The following is a 22835-nucleotide window of genomic DNA, read 5'->3' on the forward strand; positions in this document are numbered from 1 at the left end:
CCGATCTCCCCACACCCACCCCACCCCAGATCACGGCGGCATAACGGGCGGATAACGCCCGCTTAATCCCAGGTACAAACCCCCCCATCCGCACCCGCCCGTCCGCCACGGTTCACCGTCCGTTCACCAACCCCCGTCGACCCCGTCACCTGTTCTGCCTAATTTCGGTACTGCACGGTGCGAGCCGAACACGAAAAAGCGGCCCCGCACCCCGCCAACCCCGTAGTCCTCTTCGCACGCCGCCCCGATACAGAAAGCGGCCGGCGGCTCCCCGGAAGGAACACCCGAACAGTGAAGCTTCAGCGCAAGAACCGGCTTCGTGCCTCCGCCCTCGGGGCCCTCGTCGTGTCCGGCGCCCTGGTCCTCACGGCGTGCGGCTCGGACGACAACACGAAGACCGGCGCCGACGGCTCGCCGAAGGCCTCCGCCCCCGCCCCGGGCGACGTCAAGTGCGACGGCGCCAAGGGCAAGCTGCTCGCCTCCGGCTCCTCCGCGCAGAAGAACGCCGTGGACCTGTGGGTCAAGAACTACATGGCGGCCTGCTCCGGCGTCGAGGTGAACTACAAGTCCTCCTCCTCCGGTGAGGGCATCGTCGCGTTCAACCAGGGCACCGTCGGTTTCGCCGGGTCGGACTCCGCGCTGAAGCCCGAGCAGGTCGAGGACTCGAAGAAGATCTGCACCGGCGGCCAGGGCATCAACCTGCCGATGGTCGGCGGCCCCATCGCCCTCGGCTTCAACGTCGCCGGCGTGGACAAGCTGAACCTCGACGCCGCCACGATCGCCAACATCTTCAACGACAAGATCAAGAAGTGGGACGACGAGGCGATCAAGAAGCTGAACCCCGGCGTCACCCTCCCCTCCACCGCCATCCAGGCCTTCCACCGCTCCGAGGACTCGGGCACCACCGAGAACCTGGGCAAGTACCTCAAGGCCGCCGCCCCTGACGCCTGGTCCTACGAGGCCTCCAAGAAGTGGCCGGCCCCCGGTGGCCAGGCCGCCTCCGGCTCCGCCGGTGTCGCCTCCCAGGTCAAGGCCGTCGACGGCGCGATCGGCTACTTCGAGCTCTCGTACGCCGCCTCGCAGAGCATCAAGACGGTCGACGTGAACACCGGTGCCGCCGCCCCGGTCAAGGCCACCCCGGAGAACGCCTCCAAGGCCATCTCCGCCGCCAAGGTCACCGGCACGGGCTCCGACCTGGCGCTCAAGCTCGACTACGCCACCAAGGCCGAGGGCGCGTACCCGATCGTCCTGGTCACCTACGAGGTCGTCTGCGACAAGGGCAACAAGCCCGAGACGCTCGGCACCGTGAAGTCCTTCCTGGAGTACACCGCCTCGGACGCCGGCCAGAAGGCCCTCACCGAGAACGGCTACGCCCCGATCCCGGCCGAGATCAACACCAAGGTCCGCGAGGTCATCAAGTCCCTCGCCTGAGGCACTGAAGCCCTGGGGCTCGGACCCCCAGAGGCTCCAGTCCCGACCCCGAGGTCCGGCCCTCCCCCGTCCGGGAGGGCCGGCCCCGGGGACCCTCCCCCTCTACCCGGGGGGATCCGGTGCACCGCCGCCAGGGGGCCTGCCCCCCACACAGACCGGAAAGACCATGGCTTCCACCACACCCACCCACATAGACGAGGCTCCGCCTGTCGCCAAGAGCGGAAGGTCCACCGGCCGCGCCGGTGACAAGATCTTCTCCGGGCTCTCCAAGGGTTCCGGCATCCTGCTCCTGGTGATCATGGCGTCGATCGCCGCCTTCCTCACCTACCGGGCCAGCATCGCCCTGTCGAAGAACGAGGGGAACTTCCTCACCACCTTCGACTGGAACGCCTCCGCCCGGCCCCCCGTCTTCGGCATCGCCGTCCTGCTCTTCGGCACCGTCGTCAGCTCGATCATCGCGATGGCCATCGCGGTTCCGATCGCTGTCGGCATCGCCCTGTTCATCTCGCACTACGCGCCGCGCAAGCTGGCCGCGCCCCTCGCCTACGTGGTCGACCTGCTGGCCGCCGTGCCGTCGATCGTCTACGGCATCTGGGGCGCCCTCTTCCTCGTGCCGCAGCTGAACGGGCTCAACCTCTGGCTCGACGAGTACCTCGGCTGGACCTACGTCTTCGACAAGACCCAGGTCGGCGTCGCCCGCTCGCTCTTCACCGTCGGCATCCTCCTCGCGATCATGATCCTGCCGATCGTGACGAGCGTCAGCCGCGAGGTCTTCCTGCAGGTCCCGCGCATGAACGAGGAGGCCGCCCTGGCCCTCGGCGCGACCCGCTGGGAGGTCATCCGCATGTCGGTGCTGCCCTTCGGCCGCTCCGGCGTCATCTCCGCCTCCATGCTCGGCCTCGGCCGCGCGCTCGGCGAGACCATGGCCGTGGCCACCGTCCTCTCCCCGAGCTTCCTGATCTCGCTGCACATCCTGGACCCGGGCGGCGGAACCTTCGCGCAGAACATCGCCGCGAAGTTCGACGAGGCCAACGAGTTCGGGCGTGACGCGCTGATCGCCTCCGGTCTCGTCCTCTTCCTGCTCACCCTGCTGGTCAACGGCGCAGCCCGCCTGATCATCGCCCGTCGCAAGGACTTCTCGGGGGCGAACGCCTGATGAGCCACGCACTCCAGGACCACCGGCCCGCTCCGGCCCGCCGGTCCTCCTCCCCCTCCGGTCTGACCCGCGGCGGCCTGCCCCGCTGGGCCCCGGCCGGCATCGCCGTCGCCTCCGCCGTCCTCGGCAGCGTCATCGGCCTGGTCTTCGGCCTGCACAGCAAGGTCCAGTGGGGCCTGATCTCCGCCCTCCTGTTCGTCGTGATCACGTACACCGCCAGCTCGGTCGTCGAGAACCGACGCCAGGCCAAGGACCGCGTCGCGACCTCCGTCGTCTGGGTCTGCTTCATCCTCGCGGTCGTCCCGCTGCTCTCCCTGATGTGGACGACGATCAGCCGCGGCGTGAAGGCCCTCGACGGGGACTTCCTCAGCCACTCCATGAACGGCGTGACCAGCTTCGAGAAGGGCGGCGGCGTCTACCACGCCCTGCTCGGCACCCTGGAGCAGGTCGGCCTCGCCACCCTGATCGCGGCGCCCGTCGGCCTGCTGACCGCCGTCTACCTGGTCGAGTACGGCAAGGGCAAGCTCGCCAAGGCCGTCACGTTCTTCGTCGACGTCATGACCGGCATCCCCTCCATCGTCGCGGGCCTGTTCATCCTGACGACCTGGAACCTGATGCTCGGCTTCGGCCCCTCCGGCTTCGCCGGCGCGATGGCCCTGTCGATCCTGATGATGCCGGTCGTCGTCCGCTCCACCGAGGAGATGCTCAAGCTCGTCCCGAACGAGCTGCGCGAGGCCGCCCTGGCCCTCGGGGTGCCGAAGTGGCGCGTGATCCTCAAGGTCGTCCTGCCCACGGCCATCGGCGGCATCTCCACCGGTGTCATGCTGGCCGTGGCCCGCATCGCCGGTGAGACCGCGCCGATCATGCTGCTGGTCTTCGGATCCCAGCTGATCAACGGCAACCCCTTCGAAGGCGCCCAGTCCTCCCTCCCGCTGTACATCTGGGAGCAGTACAAGGTCGGCAGTGAAGCCTCCTACGACCGGGCATGGGCCGCTGCGCTCGTCCTGATCGCCTTCGTCATGATCCTCAATCTGGTGGCCCGCGGCATCGCCCGCTGGAAGGCCCCGAAGACCGGTCGCTGACGCGACCACTGAAAGCGAAGTGACCCTCATGGCCAAGCGAATCGACGTCAGCGGCCTCTCCGCCTTCTACGGCACCCACAAGGCCATCGATGACATCTCGATGACCGTGGAACCCCGCTCCGTGACGGCCTTCATCGGCCCCTCCGGCTGCGGCAAGTCCACCTTCCTGCGCACCCTCAACCGCATGCACGAGGTCACCCCCGGCGGCCGCGTCGAGGGCAAGGTGCTGCTGGACGACGAGAACCTGTACGGCTCGAACGTGGACCCGGTCGCGGTGCGCCGCACCGTCGGCATGGTCTTCCAGCGCCCGAACCCCTTCCCCACCATGTCGATCTTCGACAACGTGGCGGCGGGCCTGCGCCTGAACGGCAGCTACAAGAAGTCCGAGCTCACGGACATCGTCGAGCGGTCGCTCCAGGGCGCCAACCTCTGGAACGAGGTCAAGGACCGCCTGAACAAGCCCGGCTCCGGCCTCTCCGGCGGCCAGCAGCAGCGTCTGTGCATCGCCCGCGCCATCGCGGTCGAGCCGCAGGTCCTGCTGATGGACGAGCCCTGCTCCGCCCTGGACCCGATCTCCACCCTCGCCATCGAGGACCTGATCGGTGAGCTCAAGGAGCGGTTCACGATCGTCATCGTGACCCACAACATGCAGCAGGCGGCCCGCGTCTCGGACCGCACCGCCTTCTTCAACCTCGCCGCCGTCGGCCAGCCCGGAAAGCTGATCGAGATCGACGACACGGACCGGATCTTCTCCAACCCGTCCGTCCAGGCGACCGAGGACTACATCTCGGGCCGCTTCGGCTAAACAGCCGGGCCGCTCGCACGGTCGTCCTGCGGTGCTGCATGGCGGTGCCACCGCAGGATGGAAGGAAAAAGGGCCGGCTCCCCCTGGGTGGGGGGAGCCGGCCCGTTTCCGTTCGCGTGCCGCTGCGCGGGCGGGGTGCCTCAGCCGACGAAGGCGAGGTCCGCGAGCCAGAAGCAGACCGCGGCGACCAGGGCCGCCGCCGGCATGGTGATACTGCACCACCCGGGGGATAACCCCCGGACCCCCAGCAGAGGGCCCGCCAGACCCCAGCTAGCTCACGAAGGCCAGGTCCGCCAGCCAGAAGCAGACCGCCGCGACCAGGGCCGCCGCCGGCATGGTGATGAACCAGCCGAGGATGATGTTCTTGGCGACGCCCCAGCGGACCGCGTTGACCCGCTTGGTCGCGCCCACGCCCATGATCGCCGAGGTGATCACGTGGGTGGTGGAGATCGGCGCCTTGAACAGGAAGGCCGTGGCGAACATGATCGAGGCGCCGGTGGTCTCCGCCGCGAAGCCCTGCGGCGGGTCCAGCTCGATGATCTTGCGGCCGAGGGTGCGCATGATGCGCCAGCCGCCCGCGTACGTACCCAGCGACAGCATCACCGCGCACGCGATCTTCACCCAGACCGGGATCGGGTCGTCGGCGCCCTGGACGTCGGCGATGACCAGGGCCATCACCACGATGCCCATGGTCTTCTGGGCGTCCTGGAGGCCGTGTCCGAGGGCCATGCCGGCCGCGGACACCGTCTGGGCGATGCGGAAGCCGCGCTTGGCCTTGTGCGGGTTGGCGCGGCGGAACATCCACAGGATGGCCACCATCACCAGGTAGCCGACGATCAGGCCGACGACCGGTGACAGGAACATCGGGATGACGACCTTCTCGACCACCCCGTCCCACAGGACGTCGATCCCGCCGGCCAGCGCCGCGCCGACCATGCCGCCGAACAGCGCGTGCGAGGAGGACGAGGGCAGCCCGAAGTACCAGGTGACCAGGTTCCACACGATCGCGCCGACCAGGGCGGCGAAGAGGATCCACATGCCCCGGTTGCCGTGGGGCGTCTCGATCAGGCCCTTGCTGACCGTGTGGGCGACCCCGCTGCCGAGGAAGGCACCGGCGAGGTTCATCACCGCGGCCATCGCGAGCGCCGCCCGCGGGGTCAGCGCCCGCGTCGAGACGGAGGTCGCGATGGCGTTCGCGGAGTCGTGGAAACCGTTCGTATACGTGAAGCCGAGCGCGACACCGATGGTCACGATCAGGGCGAAGGTGTCCACGAGGTTCAGGACTCCTTCACGGCGATGGTCTCCACCGTGTTCGCGACGTGCTCGAACGCGTCGGCGGCCTCTTCGAGCACGTCGACGATCTGCTTGAGCTTCAGCACCTCGATGGCGTCGTACTTGCCGTTGAAGAGCTGGGCGAGCAGCTTGCGGTGGATCTGGTCCGCCTGGTTCTCCAGCCGGTTGACCTCGATCCAGTACTCGGTCAGGTTGTCCATGGTCCGCAGGTGCGGCATGGCCTCGGCGGTCAGCTCGGCCGCCCGCGCCAGGACCTCGATCTGCTGCTCGACGCCCTTGGGGAGCTCCTCGACGTTGTAGAGGACGACGAGGTCGACGGCCTCCTCCATGAAGTCCATGATGTCGTCGAGCGACGAGGCCAGGCTGTAGATGTCCTCGCGGTCGAACGGCGTGATGAAGGAGGAGTTCAGCTGGTGGAAGATCGCGTGGGTGGCGTCGTCCCCCGCGTGCTCGGCCGCACGCATCCGCTCCGCGATCTCGGCCCGGGCGGAGGGGTCCGCTCCGAGCAGTTCCATCAGGAGCTTCGAGCCCGTGACGATGTTGTCCGCGGATGCGGCGAACATGTCGTAGAAGCTCGTCTCCCTGGGGGTCAGACGAAATCGCACGTGGGGTCCTCGGGGTGCATCGGATTCGGTCAGGCTGATGCTAGGCGTATCCCCCGGCGACGGCTAACCGGCGGTCCCCGGGTGTCCTCCATCAGGCAGAGTGGGCCCTGCGGATCCCTGTCCCTACGGCCTGGGCGCAGTAACCTATACCCACGAGGGGTATATACCCCCTCGTTCCGGACCACGGGAGGACTCATGACGACCATCGAGGCGGAGGGCTCCGGGGCCGTTCCCGTCCACGGCTATCACCACCAGAAGGACGAGCACCTCAAGCGGCTGCGCCGGATCGAGGGGCAGATCCGGGGCCTCCAGAGGCTCGTCGACGAGGACGTGTACTGCATCGACATACTCACCCAGGTGTCCGCGAGCACGAAGGCCCTCCAGTCCTTCGCGCTCCAGCTCCTGGAGGAGCACCTGCGCCACTGCGTGGCGGACGCCGCCGTCAAGGGCGGCACGGAGATCGACGCGAAGGTCGAGGAGGCCACGAAGGCCATCGCCCGCCTCCTGCGCAGCTGACGCCTGCGGCTACGGTCCGATGCCCATCAGCACCTCGTCGATCCGGTCCTGACTCAGCCGGTCCTCGGCCGCGGCCGACGCCGCGATGATCAGCTCCCCGCAGAGCTCGATCTCGGCGAGCGCCACGTGGTCCTGCACCGTCGTACCGCCTGCGGGAGTCACGCGTGTCACCTCTCTCTGCCGCCATCGCCCGTTCGGCACCGGGCTTCCCAGCGTAGGGACCGCCGCTCGCACCGCGCATGACACGGATGGACCATTTCCGGATAGTGGAGCCATGGCCCGGGCGTACCGCACGGGCCCGTCCGGCCGGCTATTCGGCGATCTTCCCGGCGTAAATGTCCCCTTCCGGGGGCAATACGACGGTCACCGGGGTCCCGAACCCGTACAGCAGCGTCGTCGAGGAGACATCGATCACGCCATTCTTGACGTACGTGAAACGGTGCCGGACCTTCCGCAGACGGCCCTCCTCGTCCAGGTACGCGTCGAACGGCACGCTGTCCTTGCTGAACCCTTTCGCCGCCGCCCGCAGGGCTTCCCTGACGCCCGCGGAGGCGCTCTGCGCGGCCCGCCCGATGTCCGTCGTCCCCCGGTAGTGGCGCACCTTGGTGCCGGCCACATCGGTCTCGCCGACGTACGTCACCTCCTGCGCGCCGCGCAGCAGCTCGGCGGCGGCCAGCGGGTCGGTGGCCCCGCCCGTGACGAGGTTGCCGTCGGGGAGCGCCGCCGTGTCGAGGCGGACCCACTTGTCGTCGGGGACGCCGGCGCCCCGGTTCTTCATGTAGAGGGCGCCGGGGACGAGCAGCTCGGTGATCGGCCGGTGCTCGGGCTGCCCCTTCACATCGGCGGGCAGCATCACCAGCAACTGGCCCATCCGCTTGCGGAAGTCGACCCCGCCCTCGCCCCGGATGGTCACCCGGGTCCCGCCGGTGGCCATCTCCATCGCCGTACGGGCCCGCGCGCTCCCGGTGGCGGCCAGCGCGTCGGCGGCCCCGCGGACCGCCGCCGCCGGGTCGCCCGGGGGACGGGCGTCGCCCGCCCCGCCGCCGCCGGCCACCGTTCCGCTCGCGGCGCCGCATCCGCCCAGCGCGGGCACGGTGACGGCCACACAGACCGCGAGCACCGCCTCGCCCGCACGCCGCCGCCACCGCCTGTGCTGGTGCACCACCATCGCCTGCCAACCCCCAACGCATGACCGCTGTTTGCCCGAGGCCCCCACCCGCTCCGGTTAACGAGGTCCGGGGTTTCCCGTAACGGTCCGGAAGTGGCCAGGGGCCGTACCGGCACCGGCCCCGCCCCGGTACCGTGGGGACGTGGATCAGCACTCCAAGGCGGCCCAGGTCGCTCCGTTTACCGCTGTCACCCCTCCGCGTCACCCCGCGGAACCCGCCCAGTCACCCGTCGGACACTCCACGAGCACCGCCGAGCGGGGCTCCTTCTGCCTGGCCGTGTGCAGCTGCGGCTGGACGGGCCCGGCCCGCCGCTCCCGCGATCTGGCCCGCAAGGACGCCACCCGCCACGCCGCGACCCCGTAGCCCCGGGCCCCCGCCCCGTCACCCCGGGCCCGTTCAGCCCCCGCGGCCGGGCGTGTCGCCCGTTCGGGCTTCCCGGCTGGCCGGGGGGTCCGCGACCGGTTGCGCTGGAGGCATGCCAGGAACCGCACCCCGCCTCGCGGCCCTCCTCTGGGCCCTGCTGATCGCGCTCACCCCGGCCGCGGCGGCCTGGGCCCGACCCGTGGGCTCGGCGGACGGACTGGCGGCCTGGGCCCGACCCGTGGGCTCGGCGGACGGACCGGCCGACGTGGCGCTGGCCGTCGGGCTCACCACCGCCGCGGCGACGGCCACCGGCCTGTGGCTGCGCTCCCAATACCGCCGCGAGGAAGCCGAACACCGGGGCAGCGGCGGCGACGGCGGCGACCAGTGACGCCCCGCCCGCGGCCGGCAGCGGTCCGGCTGTGCTTCGGCGCGGCAGGGCTGTGCCTGCTGGTGGCGTTGCTGCTCGCGCTCTGGAACCCGTGAGCCGCCCACCCCGCCGCAGGCCCCCGCACGCGCCCCCGCAGCCCGCGGAGCGCCCGCCGGGGTGTCAGGCCGGGCGTCAGGCGGCGAGGTCGCTCTCGGCCGGCCGCTGCGCCAGTTCCACGGGACGGGCCACCACCCGCTCCTCGGCCCGTACCAGCCACCCCAGGCGCGGCGCCCGCGCGAGCGCCCGCACCAGCGGGGCCAGCCCGGCCATGGCGAGCGGCGCGAGGATGAGCACGACGGCGGTGCCGAGGGCGAACCCGCCGATGACGTCGGTCGGGTAGTGCACGCCCAGGTAGACCCGGCACAACCCCTCGACGAGCGCGAGCCCGATCCCGACGAGCCCGAGCCGGCGGTTGGCCAGGAACACCCCGATGCCCAGCGCCATCGCCAAGGTGGCGTGGTCGCTGACGAAGGAGAACCCGGCGCCGGGCCCGCCGCCGGCGCCCCCGAGCACCTCCAGGCCCTCGTGCGCGGCGAACGGCCGCGGCCGGGCCACGAACCCGCGCAGCGGCACGTTCACCATCAGCGCGATCGCGGCGGCCAGCGGCGCCCACACCAGCGCGGCGAACGACTCGGCGGCACTCGCCTCGTCCTGGCGCCGCGCCGTGCGCCAGCACCACAGCACGAGCAGGACCATGGCGAGGGGAAGTCCGTACGAGGCGAGCAGGGCGACGCCCCGGTCGAACCAGTCGGGGGCCTGCCGGGCGACGCTGTTGATCCGGTACAGCAGGCTGACATCCACATTCGGCCCACCGGTCGTGAGTCCAGCCATGTGACGCGGCCCCTTGCCTGCCTAGGTCCCGTGCGGGCGCACGACGGTGTGCGCCCCTTCAAACCCCCGCCGATCAACCCCCGTGTTCATGGAACGCCCGTTCTGCCGGGCATGGTTCCACTCTCCACCGAATGATCACTGCAACGTTATCCAAGAGTGACGCAACGTCGCAGCTCAGGGCCTGTGCTTCACGGAGAGTCGCTAAGCCTTCGGAGCGGCCGGTGAACGCTCCGGAAGCGCCTCGGCCCCTTCCTTGGTCACCCGGGTCGCGCCGAAGTAGTCGGGGGTGTCGACCTTGTCGAACCGGATGACGGCGCCGGTGTACGGGGCGTTGATCATGTATCCGCCGCCCACGTACAGCCCGACGTGCCGGATCTCCCGAGAGTTCGTCAGATCGTCGGAGAAGAAGACCAGATCACCGGGGAGCAGTTCGCCGCGCGAGGGATGGGACCCGGCGTTGTACTGGTCGTTGGCCACCCGCGGCAGCTCGACCCCCACGGTCTCGTACGCCGCCTTGGTCAGCCCCGAACAGTCGAACCGCCCCCCGTCCGCGGACGTCCCGTCCCCGCCCCACAGGTACGGGGTCCCGAGCTGCTTCTGCGCGAAGTACACGGCCCCGGCGGCCTGCTGCGAGGGCGAGACCCGCCCGACGGGGCGCGCGAAGCTCTTCTCCAGGGAACGGATGGCCTTCACGTAGCCCTGCGTCTCGCTGAGCGGGGGCACGCCTCCGGCCTTGATGACGCGGTAGGGGCCGGCGTTGTAGGCGGCGAGCATATTGTCCGACGCGTCCCCCGGGACTCCCGCGACGTCCTTGGCCAGTTGGCAGTCGTACGTGGCGGCCGAGGGGATCGCGTCCTTGGGGTCCCAGATGTCCCGGTCGCCGTCCCCGTCGCCGTCGACGCCGTACGTGGCCCACGTCTCCGGGATGAACTGGGCGATGCCGCGCGCGTCGGCGTGGCTGAGCGCGTCGGGCTTCCAGTTGCTCTCGGTGTACAACTGCGCCGCCAGCATCGCCGGGTTGAGCGCGGGGCAAAGGTTTCCCCACTTCTCCACCAGCGGCTGGTAGATCGCCGGAACAGCTCCCTTGACCAGCCCGACGGCGCCCTGCCTGCCACCGTTCGCGAGGCCCGCCGCCGCCGAGTACGTGCCGACGACCAGCAGCGCGACGAAGGTCAGGCACACGCCGATCCCGATCCCGCTTGCCACCCAGAATTTGCGCACTCGTCAACACTGCCTCATGGCACGTCGCCTGACAGTGCATTCATCAGTCAGTCTGCCCACTATTTCACCGGAAAGCCGGTGCAGTAGATGCTGCTGTAGTCCTTGACGCCCCGGACCCGGTAGATCAGCACCGTCCAGTCGCCCGGGTCGTTGGCCAGCGGGATGGCCGGGAACTTCTTCCGGGTCCCCTCGTTGTCCACGACCTGGGTGGAGAAGTCGTCCGGGTACGTGAGCTCCACGTCGCCGCCGGGCCCCGGGTACTTGAGGTCGACGGGCTTGCTGGCGTAGCCGATGCCGTGGTTGTAGTCCTTGACCAGGTCGAACGGCCGCTGGATGCTCTCGTCGATCTCGTGCGGGGGCTTGACGCCGACGGAGATGGCGTACGGCGCCTTCTCCGTGTTGTACGGCTTCAGGTGGACGCGGATCTTGAGCTTGCCCGTGACCGTCGGCGCCTGCGGGTCATCGGCGTCGACCGCGGAGGCGGTCAGGAACTCCGCCCGCTCCTCCGCGGGCAGGCTGCAGCTCCCGCCGGTCGCGTTGTGGGTCCACAGGTCCCTGGACACCTTGTTCGGCTCGATGTGGTCGGGCACCGCCCCCGGGCCGCCCGCGCCGCCGCCCGGGGAGGCGGACGCCGGGCTCGACGGCGACTGCCCGCCGGGCGAGGAGGCCGCGGCGCTCGGCGCGCTCCCGCCGGCCGGCGGGGCGGCGGCCCCTCCCTTGCCCCCCGCGTCCCCCTTCGTCTGGAGGAACAGGTACCCGCCCGTGCCGAGCCCGCCCACCACCAGCCCCGCCACGACCGCCACCGCCCAGCGCGGCACGGCCCGCTTCGGCTCCCCGGCCGGCTGCCCGGCCGGCTGCCCGCCGGGCACGTACGTCGGCACGTAGCCCGAAGGGCCCGCCGGCAGCCCCGGCCCGATGGTGGACGGCAACATCCCCGGGACCTGCCCCGTACCGCCCGCGGTCGCCGTGAGCGAGGCGTACACCGGGTCGTCGACCAGCGCCGAGTCCACGGCGCAGCGGCGGATGATCTCGGCGGGGTCGGGCCGGGCCCCCGGCTCCGCCACCACGCAGGCCTTGATCAGCGCGGCCAGCTCGGGCTCCACGCCCGCGACGTCGATCTCGCCGTGCACCGCCCGGAAGTGGACAGCCGTCGGTTCCCCGGTCCCGTAGGGCGCACGGCCCGTGGCCGCGTAGGCGATCGTGGCGCCCAGCGCGAAGACGTCGGCGGCGGCCGCGACCTCCCCGCGCAGCAGCACCTCGGGGGCCGTGTAGCCGGGGGTGCCCGGGGCGGCGCCGGTCTGCGTAAGGGCCGTCTCGGACACGCCCTTGGCGATGCCGAAGTCGATGAGCTGCGGCCCCTGCGCCCCGAGGATGACGTTCTGCGGCTTGAGGTCCCGGTGCGTGACCCCGTACGCGTGCACGCTCGCCAGCCCCTCCGCCAGCGCGGCGAACAGCCTGCGGCAGGCGGCCGCGGGCAGGGCCCCGAACTCGCGCACCGCGTGGCCGAGGGTGGGCCCGGCCACGTACTCGGTGGCGAGCCAGTACGGCGGCGCCGCCAGCGACGCGTCGATCAGGTTGGCCGTGTAGGCGGAGCGCACCGCGCGGACCGTCTCGGCCTCCCGCCGGAAGCGTGCGAGCGCCTCCGGGTGCTCGGTGATCTCGTCCTTGATCACCTTGATGGCCACCAGGCGGCCGCCGGGCGACCGCCCGAGATACACCTGTCCCATCCCTCCGGCCCCCAGCCGGGCCAGCAGGGTCTGCGCCCCGATGCGGGCGGGGTCGGTGTCTCTCAGTGCCTCCATCCGCACGAGACTGCCATACGGACTCACCTGCGCTGCACGGGGGTTGGCAGGTCAGCGGGGCGCCACGAACAGGCTCTGCGCACTCCGCCCGATCGGCCCCTTCTCGTCGTGGAGCCGCGCGTCGGCGAGCCCGATCCCGCCCGGGTCCACGCTCGTGCGCGCCTGCACGCACACCCACTCCCCCACGGGGTGCCGGTGCAGATGGACCGTCAGGTCCCCGTTGACGAAGACGAACCGCGCGAAGTCCATCACCGCGCTGATCCCGTTCCCCGAGTCGGCGGCGACCAGCACCCGGTCCAGCGGCCGGACCGCCTCCCCGGCGACGAGCGGCACCCGCATCCGCATCCAGCAGGTCCCCGGCCCCGGCTCGGTGAAGGCCCCCTCCGTGAACCGGGTCTCCATCGAGGAGTGGTAGCCCGTCTCCCACGGCACGGGGAAGAACGGCGTCACCCCCACCTCCCCCGGCGGCGGCACCCGCACCCCCGGCAGCACCGCCGGCACCGGCTCCTGCGCCACCCGGATCCGCAGCGCCCGCGCCAGCATCACCGGCCCGGCCGCGCCCGCCGGGGTGAGGGACGCCTCGACCACCTCGGTGCCCCGCCCCGCCCGCAGCACCGACGTGGCGACGGTCAGCTCCCCGATCGGCACCGGGCGCAGGATCTCGTACGTGATCCGGGCGACCCTCATGTCCCCGCGCGCCCCCGGCCGCTCCTCGACGGCCCGCCCGAGCAGCGCGGCCGGCGGTCCGGCGTGCTGGGCTCCCGGGTCCCACGGCCCGCGCGTGGCCCCGGTGGCCCGGAAGCGGCCCTCGCCCATCCGCTCGTAGAACCCCTCTTCGGCATCCATGCCGCCGCACGCTACCGACAGGTAACCCCGCGCACCACCCTCTCCGACGATCAGGACTGCCTCGGGGGACAATGGACGCGTGTCCAGCTCTCCCCGCCCCGCCCTCCCCGTCCTCCCCGTCCTCCAGGCAGACTGCGCGAACTGCTTCGCGCTCTGCTGCGTCGCCCTGCCCTTCGCGAAGTCGGCCGACTTCGCCGTGAACAAGGCCGCCGGCACCCCCTGCAAGAACCTCCGCGAGGACTTCCGCTGCGGCATCCACACCCGCCTGCGCGACCAGGGCTTCCAGGGCTGCACGGTCTTCGACTGCTTCGGCGCGGGCCAGCAGATCTCCCAGGTCACCTTCGAGGGCCGCGACTGGCGCACCCACCCCGAAACCCGGCAGGCGATGTTCGACGCCTTCCCGGTGATGCGCCAGCTCCACGAGCTGCTCTTCTACGTCTCCGAGGCCCTGACCCTCCCGGCGGCCGCCCCCCTCCACCAGGCCCTGCGCGGACTCCTCACCCGCACCGAGGAGCTCACCCGGGCGGACGCGGCGACCCTCACCGCCCTCGACGTCCCGGCCCTCCGCGGCGAGATCAACACCCTCCTCCTGAAGACCAGCGAGCTGGCCCGCGCCAAGTCCCCGGGCCGCAGGAAGAACCACCGCGGAGCCGACCTGATGGGCGCCCGCCTCGCCGGAGCCGACCTGCGCGGCGCCAACCTCCGCGGCGCCTACCTGATCGCCGCCGACCTGAGCCGCGCCGACCTCCGCGGCGCCGACCTGATCGGCGCGGACCTCCGCGACACGAACCTGCGCGGCGCCGACCTGCGCGACACCCTCTTCCTCACCCAGCCCCAACTCAACGCCGCCCAGGGCGACCCCCACACCCGGATCCCCGCCACCCTCACCCGCCCCGCCCACTGGACGTAGACCCGGCCACCCCGCACCCGGCACCACCTCGGGGGCGCCCGCACACCCCCGCGCGCCCCCCACGCACCAACACGCCCCCCAAGCGCCACAACCGCGGCACACCACCCGCCGAGTCGCCAGTCATTGCCCGAGGTCACCCCCCGTGATACACAGAGTGACCAGGTCAGGCCATGCGTACGAGCGAACACCCACACGTACGCACGGCCCACGACCCAGGACATCGGGTAAAGAGACCGGCCAAGTCGACGACGGCCGCGGTTTCATCAGCGAAGATAGTGCGTGACCCCTGCCGTCGGGCACGGGCTACCGGAACTACCCATACAGGGGCGGTGAGTTACATGATCCTGGCAGCCGAAAAGGGCGACATCACCACCATCATCGGCGGAATCGCCCCGAACTGGGGGCCGTTCGGCAGTCTCGGCAACGAAGCGAAGGTCATGATCGAGGTCATCATGGCCGTGGCGATCCTCCTCTGCCTCGGCATCGCCATCTGGGGCGCCGCAAAGCAGCGCATCGGCGCGACCGCGCTGCGCGACACGTTCAGCGCGGAACAGGGCAAGGGCCTGATCGTGGCGGGCCTCACCGGAGTCTTCATCATCGGCTCCCTCGGCACCCTCTTCACGATCGTCTACGGAATGGCCGTCTAGCAGCACCACCGCGGCCGGCCGCACCCTGATGAGGAATCACCACACCGCGCCTGCGCGGGAACGAGCGCTACCGTCGTACGACGCGGAGGGGGCGGACGACAGGCAATGAGCAACGACGACCAGTACGGCGGGGGCGCCGGATACGGCGAGGTGGGCGGCACGGGCCAAACCCGCACCCGCCTCCCCGACTCCCCCTCCGACGCCTACGGCACCCCCCGCCGCACCCCCCGCGCTTCGCGCGGCCTGATCACGGTGGTCGGTGTCGTGGTCCTCCTCATCGCCGCCATCGCGTTCGCGAACCAGTCCCAGGACACCCCCCAAAACCCCACCTCCGACAAACCCCCCACCACAAACACCACAGCCCCCACGGGCACCACCCCGGTCACCACCAAGACCGCCGGCGTCCCCAAGGGCTTCGCCCACGACGAACAGGGCGCCCAGTCCGCAGCCGCGAACTACGCGGTGGCCCTGGGCTCCGACGGCATGCTCAAGAAGGACGTCCGGCACGCCCTCGTGGACGGCATCTACACCCCGGAGGCGGCGGCCCAGCGCAAGGGCCAGCAGGACGCCGCGTACTCCCCCGCCTTCCTCGCCACCCTGGGACTCGACGCGAACGGCAACGCCCCGCAGGGCAGCACCTTCGTCACCCGCGCCGTCCCCGTAGGGACCCGCATCGAGAACTACGGCCCGGCCACCGCCAAGGTCTCCGTCTGGTACACGGGCCTGGTCGGCATGTCCGGCGCCAAGTCCACCGCCCCGGTGCGCACCACCTGGAAGACCTGGACCTTCGACCTGACCTGGGCCGGGGACGACTGGAAGGTCGCCTCCGACAGCCAGCAGGACGGCCCCGCCCCGGTCCCCGGCGACGTCGCCGCCTCCACGTCCGACGACATCAGCAAGGCCGTCCAGGAGTTCGGAGGGTTCACCTATGCCCGGTAGCCGCCCCTCGACGCCCGGCCGCGCCCGCACTCCGCTCCGCGTCGCCGCAGCCCTGACCACCCTTCAGACGGCGCTCGTCCTGCTGTCCGCCCGGGCCTACGCCGCCCCCAGCCCGACCCCCACGCCTTCCGGCTCCCCCTCGGGATCCCCGTCCGGCACCCCGTCACCCTCCAAGTGCGAGGGCGTCATCGGCCCCCTCAAGGAGGACTGCGAACGCCAGGTCGGCGGCGCGAGCCCCGGTACCGGCGCGGGCACCGGCCTCTCGCCGAACAGCCCCACCGACGCCCTCAACCCCCTCGCCTCCCTGGCCCGCGGCTGCGCCGACGCGGCCGCCTGGATCGTCGGCAAACTCGGCGAAGCCGTCAAGGGCACCGCCAACGTCGACTTCACCAACCCCGCCTTCCTCCAGCAGTACGCGGTCGTCTTCGCCGCGAGCACCGTCCTCACCCTCGTCCTCTGGCTCCTGGCCGTAGCCAAGCGCGCCATCCGCGGCGTCCCCCTCAGCACCGCCCTCTCCGAGGCCATCGGCTTCCTCTGGCTGACCGTCCTCGCCTCGGCCTTCACCCCCCTCATCCTCTACACCGTCGTCTCCGCCACCGACGGCGTCACCGACGTCATCGCCTCAGCCACCGGCAGCCAGAGCGACGTCTTCTTCGGCTCCTTCACCGAAGCCCTCAAGAAGGGCGAGGACATCGGCGGCGGCCCGATCATGCTGATCGTCGTCGCCCTCGTCACCGTCCTCGCCGCCGGCGTCCTCTGGCTGGAGCTCGTCATCCGCGCCGCCCTGCTCTACGTCGGCGCCCTCCTCGGCACCGTCGTCTACGCCGGCCTCGTCGACCGCAACATGTGGGGCCACGTCCGCCGCTGGGCCGGCATCATGATCGCCGTCATCCTCGTGAAGCCGGTCATCGTCATCGTCCTCGGCCTCGCCGGAGCCCTCGCCGGGGACAAGGGCCCCAACGCCTTCTCCGCCGTCGTCTCCGGCCTCGCCATCATCCTCCTGGCGATCTTCGCCTCCGCCATGATCTACCGGTTCGTGCCCGGCTTCGGCGACGAGATCGCCTCCGCCCGCAGCAACCGCAAGCAGGCCACCGACGGCGCCCAGGCCGCCGCCGTCATCAGCTCCCCGGCCTCCCTCGTCTCCCAGGGCATCAAGACCCACAGCAGCCGCGGCGGCGCCCACCGCGCCGGAGGCGGCGGCTCCACCGGCGGCGACGCCAACCAGATCTCCGGAGGCATGGCCGCCCACAGCAGCCGCGGCTCCGGCAGCGGGACAGGCGGCGGCAGCGTCCCGCCCGCCGCACCCCCGCCCCGCACTGGCTCCAGTACGAGGAACACAGGAGGTGACGGGCGTTGACGACCCAGTCCCACCAGCTCCACCCGGTCGCGCCCCGCCGCACGTATCTCATCGGCCGGGCCCGGCCGAACGCGATCGTCGGCAAGAACCGCGAAACCGGCGAGATCGCCCTGATCATCGTCGGCGCGTTCCTCGGCATGATGAGCGGCCTGCTCGTCCCCGACCTCACCCTGCGCATCGTCGCCCTCGCCGGCTTCCCGATGCTCGCCCTCGCCGCCGTGTACGTCCCCTACAAGGGCCGCACCTTCTACCGGTGGTTCGAGATCAACCGCAGCTACAAGCGCACCCTGCGCCGCGGCACCACGTACCGCTCGGGCGCCATGGAGGCCGGCACCCGCGCCGCCGACGGCCGCGAGGTCGAGGTCGGCCCGCCCCCCGGCATCGGCCGCATCAACTGGCTGGCCGCCCCCTTCGGCCCCGACGAGATCGCCGTCCTCCTGCACGCCGACCGCAGAACCGTCACCGCTGCCATCGAGATCGAGGGCCCCGGCGTCGGCCTGCGCGACAGCGAGGACCAAGAGGCCCTCGTCGACCGCTTCGGCACCCTCCTCAAGCACGTCGCCAACGGCGACGGCTTCGTCACCCGCCTCCAGATGCTCGCCCGCACCCTCCCCGCCGACCCCGACGCCCACGCCAAGGACGTCGCCCAGCGCGGGGACACCCACGCCGCCGCCTGGCTGCGCGACTCCTACGACCAGCTCCAGTCGATGGTCTCCACCTCCTCGGAGCAGCACCGCGCCTACCTCGTCGCCTGCATGCACTACACCCGCGAGCTCGCCGCCGAGGCCACCACCATCGCCCGCGCCGGCAGCACCAAGGGCCGCAAGCTCGACCGCGACGCCGGCCTCGCCATCGTCATGGCCCGCGAGCTCACCGACATCTGCGCCCGCCTCGCCGAGGCCGACATCCGCGTCCGCCAGCCCCTCGGCCAGGGACGTCTGTCCTCCCTCGTGCACTCCATGTACGATCCGGACCACCCGATCGACCACATCCAGGCCATGACCAAGCGCAACGCCTGGCCCGCAGAGCTCGACGCCGTGGAGCCCACCTACCTCCAGGCCAAGACCCGCGAATCCTCCACCCGCGCCCCCTGGTGCCACGCCACCGCGTGGATCAAGGAATGGCCGATGACCCCCGTCGGCGTGAACTTCCTGGCCCCCCTCCTCGTCCACACCCCGGACGTCATCCGCACCGTCGCCGTCACCATGGACCTCGAACCCACCGAGATCGCCATCGAGCGGATGCTCACGGAGAAGACCAACGACGAGGCCGACGCCTCCCGCGCCGCCAAGATGAACCGCACCGTCGACCCCCGCGACATCGCCGCCCACGGCCGGCTCGACCAGAGGGGTGAAGATCTCGCCAGCGGCGCTGCCGGGGTCAACCTCGTCGGGTACATCACGGTGTCGTCGCGTTCCCCCGAATCCCTCGCCCGCGACAAGCGCACCATCCGCGCCTCCGCCGGCAAGTCCTACCTGAAACTCGAATGGTGCGACCGAGAGCACCACCGCGCCTTCGTCAACACCCTGCCGTTCGCCACCGGCATCCGACGCTAGCCGGAAGGAAGAGCCGCCATGCGAGATCCCATGTCCGCGCTGACGGACGCCTTCACCAGCTTCCTCTTCGGCAAGGTCGAAACCACCCGCCTGCCCGTCCGCACCTCCACCGGCCAGGCCCAGGCCGTCTACCTGCCCACCGCCGCCCCCGGCCTCGGCGACTCCGGCGTGATCATCGGACGCGAGGTCTACAGCGGCAAGGGCTACATCTACGACCCCTTCCAGCTCTACGGCCAGCAGCTCCCGGCCCCCCACTGGCTCGTCCTCGGCGAATCCGGCAACGGCAAGTCGGCCCTGGAGAAGACGTACGTCCTGCGCCAGCTCCGCTTCCGCGACCGCCAGGTCGTCGTCCTCGACGCCCAGGGCGAGGACGGCGTCGGCGAGTGGAACCTCATCGCCCAGCAGCTGGGCATAACCCCCATCCGCCTGGACCCCATCGCCGCCAACGACGACGGGATCCGCCTCAACCCCCTCGACCCGGCGATCACCACGACCGGCCAGCTCGCGCTGCTCCGCACGATCATCGAGGTGGCGATGGGCCACGGCCTGGACGAACGCTCCGGCTTCGCCCTCAAGGTCGCGCACGCCTACGTCGTCGACACCATCCGGGACCGCCAGCCCGTCCTCACCGACATCGTCGAGCAGCTGCGCCACCCCGAAGCCGAATCCGCGCTCGCCATGAACGTCGACATAGACGATGTCCGCGCCTGGGGCCTCGACGTCGCCCTCGTCCTCGACCGCCTCGTGGACGGCGACCTGCGCGGCATGTTCGACGGCCCGACCACCGTCGGCATCGACCTCGACGCCCCGCTGATCGTCTTCGACCTCTCCCACATCGACCGCAACTCCATCGCCATGCCCATCCTCATGGCGATCGTCGGCGTGTGGCTGGAACACACCTGGATCCGGCCCGACCGCAAGAAGCGCATCTTCCTGGTCGAAGAGGCCTGGCACATCATCAACAGCCCGTTCGTGGCCCAGCTCTTCCAGCGCCTGCTGAAGTTCGGCCGCCGCCTCGGCCTGTCCTTCGTCGCCGTCGTCCACCACCTCTCCGACGTCGTCGACGGAGCCGCCGCCCGCGAAGCCGCGGCCATCCTCAAAATGGCCTCGACCCGCACCATCTACGCCCAGAAGGCCGACGAGGCCCGCGCCACGGGCCGCGTCCTCGGCCTCCCGCGGTGGGCCGTGGAAATCATCCCGACCCTCACCCCCGGCATCGCCGTCTGGGACGTCAACGGTAACGTCCAGGTCGTCAAACACCTGATCACCGAGACCGAACGCCCCCTCGTCTACACCGACCGCGCGATGACGGAATCCTCCACCCCGCAGCAGCTCCCCGACGACCTGCTGGCCGCAGAACTCGAAGCGGAGGAACGAGCCCTGTACATCGAACGCCACCGGGGCCCCGGCCCCGGATCCGCGACCACGGTGGCCTGACCGAGATGCACGACCCCAGAGGAACGGAGCCCCGCGCGCGCGGCGGCGGCATCCCCGACGGAGTACTGGTCGGCCTCCTGGCCTTCCTCCTCGGCCTCGCCGTCCTGGTCTGGTCGGCCACCGGCCTGGCGGCCCTCTTCGCGAAGGGCGCCTGGCCGGCCACGGTCACCTTCACCCGCACCCCGGGCGCCGTCCGCGCCCTGATAGCGCAACCGCACGACATCCCCGGAGCCTGGCCGGACACCGCCCCGACGGCCCTCTCCGGCTGGGGCCTGTTCTGGGGCCTGTTCATCAGCCAGCTCCTGATCCTGCTGGTCCTGACGATCTTCACCATGGGCGTGGTGACCCGCGCGAAGGCCCGCCGCACCCGGGCGAAGCAGCAACACCCGGACGAGCCCGGGACCCCGCACCAGTCCGCACCCGGCGCCTCCGGCACGGCCACGAGGGACACGGGCCCGGGTCCGGGCACTCACGGGGACTCCGGCAGAGCCACGCCGAACCCCGACCTGGACCAGGGCTCCCGCTCCGGCACCCCCGGCACCGACAACACCGAGCCGGGACCCGCCACCCCCCGAGCCCCCGTTCCGGGTTCACGCGCGGCCAACGACGCGGACCGCGGCCCGGCGCAGCCGGCCCCGGCCCCTTCCGCCGCGCACGCCCCGGTCTCCGCCCCGGCCCGCCCACGTAACGCCGCGACACCGACACCGGCGCCCGCGCAGGACGCCTACCGCTACGGCTTCGGCTACGCCCCGCCCGCCCGCACGGCCCCCCGGCCGGCGGCCCACCGCTTCGCCTACGCGCCCCCCGCCGAACGGCACCACCTCGCCGCCCAGGCCGTCTCCTCCGCCGAGGGCGCCGTCCTGGTGGTCACGTCCTCCCCCGCCCTCTGGCAGGACACCAAGGACGCCCGCGCCAAGCTCGGCCCGGTCCTCCTCTACGACCCCTCGCACCTGTGCGACACCCCGGCCCGCATGCACTGGAACCCCGCCGACGGCTGCGCCGACCGCGACACCGCCGCCGCCCGCGCGATCGCCCTGCTGGCCCCCCTGCGCCCGCAGGCCCGGCTCGACGCCGCCGTCGCGGACACCGCGGAGACCCTCCTGCGCAGCTGGCTCCAGGCGGCCGCCCTCGACGGCCTCCCCTTCAAGCAGCTGGCCCGCTGGGCCCAGGGCAACGGCGCCCAGGAACCGGTCCGTGTCCTGCGCACCCACCCCCAGGCCGCCCCTGGGGCCGCCGGCGAGCTGGAAAGCGCCCTCACGGCCCATCCCGAACGGCGCGAGCAGGCCCAGTACCTGACGGCCCGTGCGCTCTCCTGCCTGACCTCGGTGCACATCCGCGAGGCTTGCAACCCGAACCGAACGGACGCCCTCACGCTCGCATCGTTCGCCGCCGAAGGGGGCACCCTCTATGTAGTGGGTGAGTCCCTGGAGGACCCCCGCACCCAGCCGGGTGCGATGCCCCTGCTCACCGCACTCGCCTCGCACGTGGTCGAGCACGGCCGCCGCATGGCCGTACGGTCATCCCACGGTCGGCTCGACCCACCAATGGCGCTGGTCCTGGAGGACGTGGCGGCCGTCGCCCCGCTCCCCCAGCTCCCCGCGCTCCTCACGGACGAGACGCTCCCCCTGCTGGCCCTGTGCCGCAGCCGCGAACAGGCCCGCGCCCGCTGGCCGGAGTGGCCCGTCACCGCCGGCTAGGGCCGCGGGAAGACGTACTCCAGCTCCTTCGCGGCCGGGTCGTCCGGCTTGGGGATCACGAGCCCGCTCGGCCGGAACCCGAACCTCCGGTAGAAGCCGGCGGCCCGCTCGTTGTCCTCGTGCACGAAGAGCCGGGCACGCTCCAGCGTCGGCTCCTCCCGCTGCCACACCCATTCCAGAGCCGCCTCGAACAGCGCGTCGGTCAGTCCGCTGCCCCGCTGCTCGGGCCGTACGAACACGCCGACGACGTGCGCCTGGTCGGTGTCGACGACCCGTTCCAGGAAGTCGGTGGACCCCCGGTCCTCGATGAACACGCTCACGGACCCGTCCCACTGCCCGTCGGGCGCCTCGGCGATGATCTGCGCGACGTGTACGCCCTCCGCCGCGCCGGCCGCCCGGTCCTGCCAGAACTCGTCGGGCTTGGCGGCGGCCTGCTCAAGGGTCTCCAGGAAGGCCAGGGACGCCACGGGGTCCCGCAGCGCGGCCAGCCGCAGTTCCTTGACCTTCTGCCATTCGTCGGCCCGCACGGGCCGGATCACGTGTTGCTTCATACTCACGTATCCAAACGCCCTGATCACCGCAGGTCAAAGGGATTTTGGCCGTAAACGCAGAAAAGCCCCGCACCAGAAGGTGCGGGGCTTTCCCACAATGATTGTTCGGCGGCGTCCTACTCTCCCACAGGGTCCCCCCTGCAGTACCATCGGCGCTGAAAGGCTTAGCTTCCGGGTTCGGAATGTAACCGGGC

General features: G+C 71.4%; 23 protein-coding genes and 1 rRNA gene. 14 read left to right on the plus strand and 10 right to left on the minus strand.

Annotation, left to right across the window (positions count from 1 at the left end):
• The first annotated feature begins 291 nt into the window (after window positions 1–291).
• The 4 genes from pstS to pstB all read left to right on the plus strand — a co-directional run bounded on the left by pstS (window position 292) and on the right by pstB (window position 4474).
• Entirely contained in the window at window positions 292–1431 is a 1140-nt protein-coding gene (gene pstS, locus AB0F18_RS30500) for a phosphate ABC transporter substrate-binding protein PstS (protein ID WP_362066460.1), read from the plus strand.
• A gap of 166 nt (window positions 1432–1597) precedes the next feature.
• Window positions 1598–2587 carry a phosphate ABC transporter permease subunit PstC gene (gene pstC / locus AB0F18_RS30505; protein ID WP_362066462.1) on the plus strand — a complete coding sequence of 330 codons (990 nt, stop codon included), beginning with the start codon at window positions 1598–1600 and terminating at the stop codon, window positions 2585–2587.
• Window positions 2587–3669, plus strand: a complete 1083-nt coding sequence (gene pstA / locus AB0F18_RS30510) for a phosphate ABC transporter permease PstA (RefSeq protein ID WP_362066464.1) — start codon at window positions 2587–2589, stop codon at window positions 3667–3669. The genes pstC and pstA overlap by 1 nt, the downstream gene beginning before the upstream one ends.
• Window positions 3670–3697: 28 nt before the next feature.
• Window positions 3698–4474, plus strand: a complete 777-nt coding sequence (gene pstB / locus AB0F18_RS30515) for a phosphate ABC transporter ATP-binding protein PstB (protein ID WP_358899099.1) — start codon at window positions 3698–3700, stop codon at window positions 4472–4474.
• Between the two features lie 270 nt (window positions 4475–4744).
• Here pstB and AB0F18_RS30520 read toward each other — a convergent pair whose 3' ends face one another.
• Window positions 4745–5746 (minus strand): inorganic phosphate transporter, encoded by a 1002-nt coding sequence (locus tag AB0F18_RS30520; RefSeq protein ID WP_362066466.1) that lies wholly within the window; start codon window positions 5744–5746, stop codon window positions 4745–4747.
• Window positions 5747–5751: 5 nt separating this feature from the next.
• Window positions 5752–6372 (minus strand): DUF47 family protein, encoded by a 621-nt coding sequence (locus AB0F18_RS30525; RefSeq protein WP_042818429.1) that lies wholly within the window; start codon window positions 6370–6372, stop codon window positions 5752–5754.
• Between the two features lie 195 nt (window positions 6373–6567).
• On the opposite strand from AB0F18_RS30525, the gene AB0F18_RS30530 reads away from it, so the two are divergent.
• The gene (locus tag AB0F18_RS30530) at window positions 6568–6888 is read left to right on the plus strand and encodes a metal-sensitive transcriptional regulator (protein WP_042818427.1); all 321 of its coding nucleotides are present in this window, start codon (window positions 6568–6570) and stop codon (window positions 6886–6888) included.
• A gap of 9 nt (window positions 6889–6897) precedes the next feature.
• On the opposite strand, the gene AB0F18_RS30535 is transcribed toward AB0F18_RS30530, so the two are convergent.
• Window positions 6898–7050 (minus strand): hypothetical protein, encoded by a 153-nt coding sequence (locus tag AB0F18_RS30535; protein ID WP_162501091.1) that lies wholly within the window; start codon window positions 7048–7050, stop codon window positions 6898–6900.
• A 148-nt stretch (window positions 7051–7198) separates the two neighbouring features.
• Complete coding sequence (locus AB0F18_RS30540) at window positions 7199–8056, minus strand: hypothetical protein (protein WP_362066468.1); 858 nt, start codon at window positions 8054–8056, stop codon at window positions 7199–7201.
• A 142-nt stretch (window positions 8057–8198) separates the two neighbouring features.
• Between AB0F18_RS30540 and AB0F18_RS30545 the strand changes: the two genes are divergently transcribed.
• Together AB0F18_RS30545 and AB0F18_RS30550 are read left to right on the plus strand one after the other, a co-directional pair.
• Window positions 8199–8420 (plus strand): hypothetical protein, encoded by a 222-nt coding sequence (locus AB0F18_RS30545; RefSeq protein WP_362066470.1) that lies wholly within the window; start codon window positions 8199–8201, stop codon window positions 8418–8420.
• A 112-nt stretch (window positions 8421–8532) separates the two neighbouring features.
• Window positions 8533–8808, plus strand: coding sequence for a hypothetical protein (locus AB0F18_RS30550; protein ID WP_362066472.1), 276 nt, complete (start codon window positions 8533–8535; stop codon window positions 8806–8808).
• Window positions 8809–8979: 171 nt separating this feature from the next.
• Here the strand turns inward: AB0F18_RS30550 and AB0F18_RS30555 are convergent, their stop codons facing one another.
• The 4 genes from AB0F18_RS30555 to AB0F18_RS30570 all read right to left on the minus strand — a co-directional run bounded on the left by AB0F18_RS30555 (window position 8980) and on the right by AB0F18_RS30570 (window position 13547).
• Entirely contained in the window at window positions 8980–9678 is a 699-nt protein-coding gene (locus AB0F18_RS30555) for a phosphatase PAP2 family protein (RefSeq protein ID WP_362066474.1), read from the minus strand.
• Window positions 9679–9879: 201 nt separating this feature from the next.
• A complete protein-coding gene (locus AB0F18_RS30560; protein WP_362066476.1) occupies window positions 9880–10899 on the minus strand; it encodes an NlpC/P60 family protein in 1020 nt (339 codons plus the stop codon).
• Between the two features lie 59 nt (window positions 10900–10958).
• Entirely contained in the window at window positions 10959–12701 is a 1743-nt protein-coding gene (locus tag AB0F18_RS30565) for a serine/threonine-protein kinase (RefSeq protein WP_362066478.1), read from the minus strand.
• A 51-nt stretch (window positions 12702–12752) separates the two neighbouring features.
• Window positions 12753–13547, minus strand: coding sequence for a thioesterase family protein (locus tag AB0F18_RS30570; RefSeq protein ID WP_362066480.1), 795 nt, complete (start codon window positions 13545–13547; stop codon window positions 12753–12755).
• A 79-nt stretch (window positions 13548–13626) separates the two neighbouring features.
• On the opposite strand from AB0F18_RS30570, the gene AB0F18_RS30575 reads away from it, so the two are divergent.
• The 7 genes from AB0F18_RS30575 (at window position 13627) to AB0F18_RS30605 (ending at window position 22090) form a co-directional block, all read left to right on the plus strand.
• The gene (locus AB0F18_RS30575) at window positions 13627–14457 is read left to right on the plus strand and encodes a pentapeptide repeat-containing protein (protein WP_362066482.1); all 831 of its coding nucleotides are present in this window, start codon (window positions 13627–13629) and stop codon (window positions 14455–14457) included.
• Between the two features lie 338 nt (window positions 14458–14795).
• Complete coding sequence (locus AB0F18_RS30580; RefSeq protein WP_042818271.1) at window positions 14796–15104, plus strand: hypothetical protein; 309 nt, start codon at window positions 14796–14798, stop codon at window positions 15102–15104.
• Between the two features lie 105 nt (window positions 15105–15209).
• On the plus strand, window positions 15210–16043 hold the full coding sequence (locus tag AB0F18_RS30585) for a hypothetical protein (protein ID WP_362066484.1): 834 nt from the start codon (window positions 15210–15212) through the stop codon (window positions 16041–16043).
• A complete protein-coding gene (locus AB0F18_RS30590; RefSeq protein WP_362066486.1) occupies window positions 16033–17400 on the plus strand; it encodes a hypothetical protein in 1368 nt (455 codons plus the stop codon). Before AB0F18_RS30585 ends, AB0F18_RS30590 begins: the two co-directional genes overlap by 11 nt.
• Window positions 17397–18956: an SCO6880 family protein gene (locus AB0F18_RS30595; RefSeq protein WP_362066488.1), complete on the plus strand. Its 1560-nt coding sequence runs from the start codon at window positions 17397–17399 to the stop codon at window positions 18954–18956. The genes AB0F18_RS30590 and AB0F18_RS30595 overlap by 4 nt, the downstream gene beginning before the upstream one ends.
• Before the next feature lie 18 nt (window positions 18957–18974).
• Window positions 18975–20393 (plus strand): ATP-binding protein, encoded by a 1419-nt coding sequence (locus AB0F18_RS30600; protein WP_362066490.1) that lies wholly within the window; start codon window positions 18975–18977, stop codon window positions 20391–20393.
• Window positions 20394–20398: 5 nt separating this feature from the next.
• The gene (locus tag AB0F18_RS30605; protein ID WP_362066492.1) at window positions 20399–22090 is read left to right on the plus strand and encodes a type VI secretion protein; all 1692 of its coding nucleotides are present in this window, start codon (window positions 20399–20401) and stop codon (window positions 22088–22090) included.
• Here AB0F18_RS30605 and AB0F18_RS30610 read toward each other — a convergent pair.
• Together AB0F18_RS30610 and rrf are read right to left on the minus strand one after the other, a co-directional pair.
• Entirely contained in the window at window positions 22087–22641 is a 555-nt protein-coding gene (locus AB0F18_RS30610; RefSeq protein WP_362066494.1) for an N-acetyltransferase, read from the minus strand. The two genes, AB0F18_RS30605 and AB0F18_RS30610, sit on opposite strands and share 4 nt — an antisense overlap.
• 103 nt (window positions 22642–22744) lie before the next feature.
• Window positions 22745–22835 (minus strand): 5S ribosomal RNA (gene rrf, locus AB0F18_RS30615); the annotation flags it as partial.

Origin of the sequence: Streptomyces sp. NPDC029216, assembly GCF_040648015.1 — a bacterium.
In the GTDB taxonomy this organism is placed as follows: Bacteria; Actinomycetota; Actinomycetes; order Streptomycetales; family Streptomycetaceae; genus Streptomyces.